Source organism: Blautia sp. NSJ-175 (assembly GCF_022867815.1).
GTDB classification, from domain to species: domain Bacteria; phylum Bacillota; class Clostridia; order Lachnospirales; family Lachnospiraceae; genus Blautia; species Blautia celeris.
The window spans coordinates 339,782-345,817 of sequence record NZ_JALIFQ010000006.1 but is presented as its reverse complement, the minus strand read 5'-3'; the positions used below and the strand labels follow the sequence as shown (position 1 = coordinate 345,817).

At 36.3% G+C, this 6,036-nt stretch carries 5 protein-coding genes; all 5 read right to left on the bottom strand.

The features are described from left to right. Positions 1–84: 84 nt before the first annotated feature. Positions 85–363, bottom strand: coding sequence for a hypothetical protein (locus tag MUB35_RS12460; RefSeq protein WP_244806302.1), 279 nt, complete (start codon positions 361–363; stop codon positions 85–87). A 219-nt stretch (positions 364–582) separates the two neighbouring features. After that, entirely contained in the window at positions 583–969 is a 387-nt protein-coding gene (locus tag MUB35_RS12455) for a (deoxy)nucleoside triphosphate pyrophosphohydrolase (RefSeq protein WP_244806301.1), read from the bottom strand. A gap of 26 nt (positions 970–995) precedes the next feature. After that, positions 996–3,983, bottom strand: a complete 2,988-nt coding sequence (locus MUB35_RS12450) for a DEAD/DEAH box helicase (protein ID WP_244806300.1) — start codon at positions 3,981–3,983, stop codon at positions 996–998. Positions 3,984–4,079: 96 nt separating this feature from the next. After that, entirely contained in the window at positions 4,080–4,421 is a 342-nt protein-coding gene (locus MUB35_RS12445; RefSeq protein WP_033140456.1) for a nucleotide pyrophosphohydrolase, read from the bottom strand. A gap of 21 nt (positions 4,422–4,442) precedes the next feature. After that, positions 4,443–6,026, bottom strand: a complete 1,584-nt coding sequence (locus tag MUB35_RS12440; protein ID WP_103733102.1) for a DNA/RNA helicase domain-containing protein — start codon at positions 6,024–6,026, stop codon at positions 4,443–4,445. Positions 6,027–6,036: the final 10 nt, after the last annotated feature.

The following is a 6,036-nucleotide window of genomic DNA, read 5'->3' as shown; positions in this document are numbered from 1 at the left end:
TCAATCTCTCACTACAGGCAGCCAATACTGTGACTGCTTTATAGTGATGCTTTCATAATTGTTGAAAACATTTGTTGTCAAGGTTCAGTTTTTTGCTACGTGTTTTATTTTCGTAGCAAGGTGCACAGAGCCGCTTCCATTATCCGGAGTCAGTTCTGCCGGGGAAGACTCCGGTTCTATAGCGATCTGGACCACATCCTGTTTGTGGGATGTAAGATCAAGAATGCTGGCTTTTCCGACTGGATCCGGTATCTGGCAGTTTTTTTTACGGAGACGGGTAACTGTATTGTAAATACAACTGGGAGAGATTCCGTGTTCATTACACCATGCCTTTTCCTGCATTCGGTTACCAGATCCATCCATTCGTCCAGGGATCGTCCGGGAGCACGTTTATTACTCATAATGAAACCTCCAAATGTAGTGAATTTCTATTTCCTATCAAGCGGTTTGTAGTAAAAATCTATTTACTATCATTATGAGTTCAAAAACGTAAATGGTAAAGCTACCCAAGATTTAAGCGCTTACGTCTTATACACAATTTCATACTCTGTGCATATATATAACTATTCACCTGCCAATCTGTTACATCACTACTTTAATCTTTTCAATCAATTCCAAATCCGCCGGCAACCATTCCACACTATCCAATTCATCTTTTGAAAGCCATTTTGCAGCTTCATGTTCTTTTAAAACCAAATCGCCGGAAATAATCTCAGCCCAAAAACATTCCATGGATAGATGAAATTCAGGATAATCGTATTCAATACAATCCAATTTATCTCCTACGGAAATCTTTGTGTCAAGTTCCTCCTGAATTTCTCTAATCAACGCACACTCTGATGTTTCTCCGGCTTCCACCTTGCCTCCTGGAAACTCCCAACCATCTTTAAATTCACCATAGCCTCGCTGAGTTGCAAATATTTTGTTATTATTTCGTATGATTGCCGCAACCACTTTTACTGTTTTCATGCTTTCTTCCTTTCAGTATATATCTCTTAGCCTATTATATATTGATAAATATCTTCCCGTACAGGGGTATCCAACACCCATTCAATTTCAACAGCCGTTTTTGTCGTATTAGGCATACAAAATTCTTCTACCTTTCCAGATGCGGTCATTCGTCCGAGATAATAAAATTCCTTGGAAATTTTGTCATCCTTATTCTTGCGTACAAATAGCTGAACATCTATTCCTCTTTCTCTAGCGTGTAGAAAATTTTGAACATCTTCTGACTCTAGTGACCTTCCTGATTTTGAAATAGCAATTAAAGTATTTTCATTCACAAAATGATCCTCATACTTTGTCGTATCACTAATATCATCAGACTTGTCATAATTAATAAACACTGGGAAAGTTTTTGTCTTTTTATCGTACTTGTATCCTCCGATATTCAAAGGCACTTCACTATTTTCCCAATTGAGAAGACGACACGCATCCTCATAAGTATATTTTTGATATAAAACAAAATCTGTATCCTGATACCTCTTGCTGAAATTTGTTTTATATCTTGATATACCGAATTCAACCAATTCTTTTATAATTGCGTAAAACTCCTGATTTTTCAGCATTACCTCAAAGCCTTTGGAAATCCCATATTCATCTCCCTCTTGCTCAATTAAAATACAGGAATCGTATGTCTTCTTTCCAGAACCAGAAGGGAATTCATTGGTCATAACATTTACAATATTTGTTTGAGCATTTTCATTCAATGCAATATTATAATTTTCCTGAAGGCTTTTTTTCAAAACACTTAAAATTCCATGATGATATGTCAATAAACGATTCAGCATTTCAAGTTCATGGATTCGCTTACCGGAAGCCAATTTCTTGGAAATAAATTCAACAACTTTTTCCTCTTTTTCAGACAGACGGACTGTATATTCCTTTTCGTATTTTACAAGAAATTTGTAATATGATCCAAGACTGCTATTATCGAAAATACGGCATACATCCATTTCTCCATATTCATCAAAATCCTTTAGTTTTGGGATTCTTCCCAGTTTATATTTTAAATTTGTATAATTTTCTTTTATAAGCTTTATGTCGCTGAAGTTTGCAGCATCGATAGCTGCGAAAATTCGATTACGACTGATCTCATCAAAATGTATAGTTGATATGCCAGGAATCACACGGTCACCTTCCATAACATATCGCCGAATATTATCTTTGTTATAACTTCGATCGCCTGAAAGTGCAATCGGAATCAGGAAATTTTTTTTGTAATTTCCGATAAAGTCCAGTATAACAACAAATTCTTTATTTTGGGCTTTTCTGAGCCCTCGTCCTAATTGCTGTACGAAAACAATCGCCGATTGTGTAGGCCGCAACATAATAACCTGATTCACTTCCGGAATATCAACACCTTCAGAAAAAATATCAACGGTAAAAATGTAATCCAGATAATCTGTATCCTCCATCTTTTCTTTTGGGACATCCATTACCAAGCGCTCAATAACCTCTTCTCTTCTGGTGTCATTGTCCTCTCCAGTCAGTGCTGCTGTCCGATATCCCCGCTCATTAAATTTTTCAGATAACTTCTTTGCCTCTTCTTTTCTACTGCAAAAAATCAGACCTTTTACACGATCTCCACTATAACCATAATATTTTGCCTGTTCAATTACATAATTTACTCTATCATCACTTGTCAGACGATTAAAATTGCGAAATCCCTCTGCTTGATCATCATCACCGATAATTTCTCCATCTATGCTCAAATCAGTGATACCAAAATAATGAAATGGGCAAAGTAAGTCCTCTTCCAATGCCTGCTGCAATCGTATTTCATATGCTATATTATGATCAAATATTTCATAAACATCAAAACGATTCGTTTCCGGACTCGCTGTCATTCCTAACCAGAAATTCGGTTGAAAATAATTCATAATCCTTTGATAACTGTCCGCACCGGAATGATGTGCCTCGTCCAGACAGATTACAGAAAATGTATCCGGAGCAAACATTCTTAAAATATTATCTTTGCTCATCATCTGCATAGTTGCAAATATTAGATCAGCTCCCTTTATACTATCTATATCTTTGGAAGTATTCCCGGAAAGAAGAGCATATTTATAGATTGATCCATCTGCACGTTTACTGCCAAAAACCTTCTTATAACTAACCAAAGCCTGTTTTGCAATCTGCTCCCTATGTACTAAAAATAAAATCTTTTCCGGGTTCATTTCACGCAATGCAAAGGCCGAAGCATAAGTCTTACCAGTTCCCGTAGCTGAAATTAATAGTGCCTTTTGCTCCCGTTTCTGAATTAATTCCTTTATATTTTTCACAAATGCAACCTGCATAGTATTCGGCTGCAATTTATACTGTTCAAAAGATACCAGACTTTTTTCTCTTGCTATTTTCTTCTGCTTCTTTATGACTTCATATCTTACACGATAATTTTCAATGAAATCCTCATAAACTAAACTATGTTTATCCACCCACAAGGCTTGAAATTCTCTTAGAATATCACTGACAACCTCTCCAGATTCATACCCCACAAGTTTTGTATTCCACTCACGATTTACCTTCAAAGCGCCAGCAGTCATATTAGCACTTCCAACAATTATTCGATATATTTCTTCATTTTTGAAAATATAGCCCTTCGTATGAAATCCATCTTTATCTTCATTGGTACAATACATTTTCAGCTCTATATTTGTCAGAGAGTTTAATTTATCCAACGCTGCTGGATCATTAAATACCAAGTAGTCTGTCGTAAGAATTTTCCCTCTAATGCCTTTTCTCTCCAATGCTTGAAACGTCTGTAATAAAGGAGTAATACCACCCAAAGTAATAAATGCAACACAAATACAAAACTCATCACAGTTCAAAAGTTCCTGTTCAATAGATGAAATAACGCGTTTACCTTGTCTGTAATCATTCGACACAAACTCTGGACGATATGCCAGATTTGACGCAGACAGTCCATCTACAAATGCTGTTTCTAACCCAGAACGTAACTCTAATAATTTTTCTTGTTCCATCTAACCCATCCTTATGCTTATATTTTACCTGAAATTCATCAGAGTATTGTTATAGAGATACTCCCTTCCTCCCAACATCCAATTTCTTTCACAAAATCATTTATCTTTTAATTCCGTATACTTTTCCTTACTCCCAAACGCCTTTTCCACCGGATATTTCTCATTATTCAATTTCACTTTTTCACGAACAATCTCATCCAAATCCAATCCGCAGGCATCTGCCATGAGGATGCAGTAATTCACTACATCAGCAAGTTCTTCTCTGATCTTATCAATCTTATCTGTGCACACCACATCTTCGGCACTCCACTGGAACACCTCCAATAGTTCAGCAGCTTCCAGACTGATTGAAATTGCCAGATCCTTAGGGTTATGGAATTGTTTCCAATCTCTGTCATCTCGGAATTTTAACACTTCGTTTATCGTATCCTGAGTCATTTTGCCATACCTCTTTTCAAATTATACTGTATCAACATACTGAGAAATATATTTTCGTAATTCCTGATCACATACATATAAATAAGAGCCTCGGATTCCTCTGGTCATAAGGACATAATATATGTGCTGTATGTATTCCTTAAGCTCCTCATATTCTACAGTCTTTTTACCATTTTGATCATAATAGTTTTGTGGCCGGATTATGATACTTTTGCTAACCGGATCATAGCCGATTTCTTCGCCAAGAATGATAAAGGCATAATTCAGATCATAACCTTGTGTTGAGTGAATACATCCCACCTCGTTAATCGCTTCGCTTGAATGAACCCATCCCTCTGTACAATGGTTCCATTGTTTCTTTATACCCTGAATTTCAATATCATAAACTGTTTTGTCATTCTTACTGATCCATTCCCAGGCATATCCGGCTGCCATTCTTACAAGCTGTACTTCTTCCTCCTTTTGGTACATCAGTTGATTAAATGCCTTAAAATCCGTCATCAGTTTAAATTCATACTTATCAAATGTTTTCTTTTCTCTGACATTGCCTGATAAAATATTTTTTACATATGCAATATAATCATTGCCGCCATTTACCCGCATCTGTGTCAACAAATTATAGTAGGATATCATACGCTTCGTCTGTTCGATTTCCATCTTCTTATGAAATCTTCTCACATCGATTCCGGATGGGCCGACTACCTGCATTTCATCATAGAAAAGTACCGGGCATTTGCATTGATGTAAGATCCAATCTAATTCATCACTTTCAATTGTCAATCCGATTTTTTCACAGTTTTTCTTAAAAGCGCCCATATATGAAATATTTTTATACTGATGCAGTCGGTGCGCTTCATCTACAAGCAAAATATCATAAAACTGTTTAGTCACATCCGATGGCGATAATACATCTGATGATCTAAGACCGTAAATGCTCTTGAAAATACCTTTCAGTGTCTTTCTGAGAGATGTCTGCGGAACAACAAAGCCAATCTTTTTATCCTTAAACTCTTCACTGTCCCGTAAATACTTGAGTAAAAAGATAGCAACGATCGTCTTTCCGCTTCCCGGCCAGCCGTTTACTACAATTGTCTGCTTCCCATCTTGCTTTAAGGAACCGATTATCTCTTCTACAGCGGTTCTTTGATCACCGTTCAGTTCCTTATATGGTGAATATTTAAATAAATCAGAATTCTCCAGTTCTTCCAGAGAATGCTTTACTATTTTTTCACGCTGTAATCTTCTCCAAAGGACCTGAAACTTTTCATCATACTCTTTTTTGCCATAATATTCTTTTTCAGCCATTCCGGCATTTTTGTTGCGAACCTCGTAAAGCTCATCTGCCGCAATATACTGAATGAGTTTTGACTCATAATCAAATGTAACCGACTGATTAAATTTTGAAGAATAAATAAAATGCACCTTATCAAAAATCTTCTTATCTAAAGAATTATGATGCTGAGACATACGGTTTTTTACATGATTAGATTCTCCAATATAAGCTTGCTTTCCATTATCCAGTATATAGAGCATCGGCCAATTTGACAGATAACTTTCCTCTCCGTATATCTGGTTTTTAAAGTCGCCTTCCGTAATTTTAAACATACTCATCTTC

Coding starts and splice junctions, on each gene's coding strand:
- MUB35_RS12450 (WP_244806300.1), bottom strand. CDS start 3,983: ATGGAACAAGAAAAATTATTAGAGTTACGTTCTGGGTTAGAAACAGCA.
- MUB35_RS12440 (WP_103733102.1), bottom strand. CDS start 6,026: ATGTTTAAAATTACGGAAGGCGACTTTAAAAACCAGATATACGGAGAG.
- MUB35_RS12455 (WP_244806301.1), bottom strand. CDS start 969: ATGAAAACAGTAAAAGTGGTTGCGGCAATCATACGAAATAATAACAAA.
- MUB35_RS12445 (WP_033140456.1), bottom strand. CDS start 4,421: ATGACTCAGGATACGATAAACGAAGTGTTAAAATTCCGAGATGACAGA.
- MUB35_RS12460 (WP_244806302.1), bottom strand. CDS start 363: ATGGATGGATCTGGTAACCGAATGCAGGAAAAGGCATGGTGTAATGAA.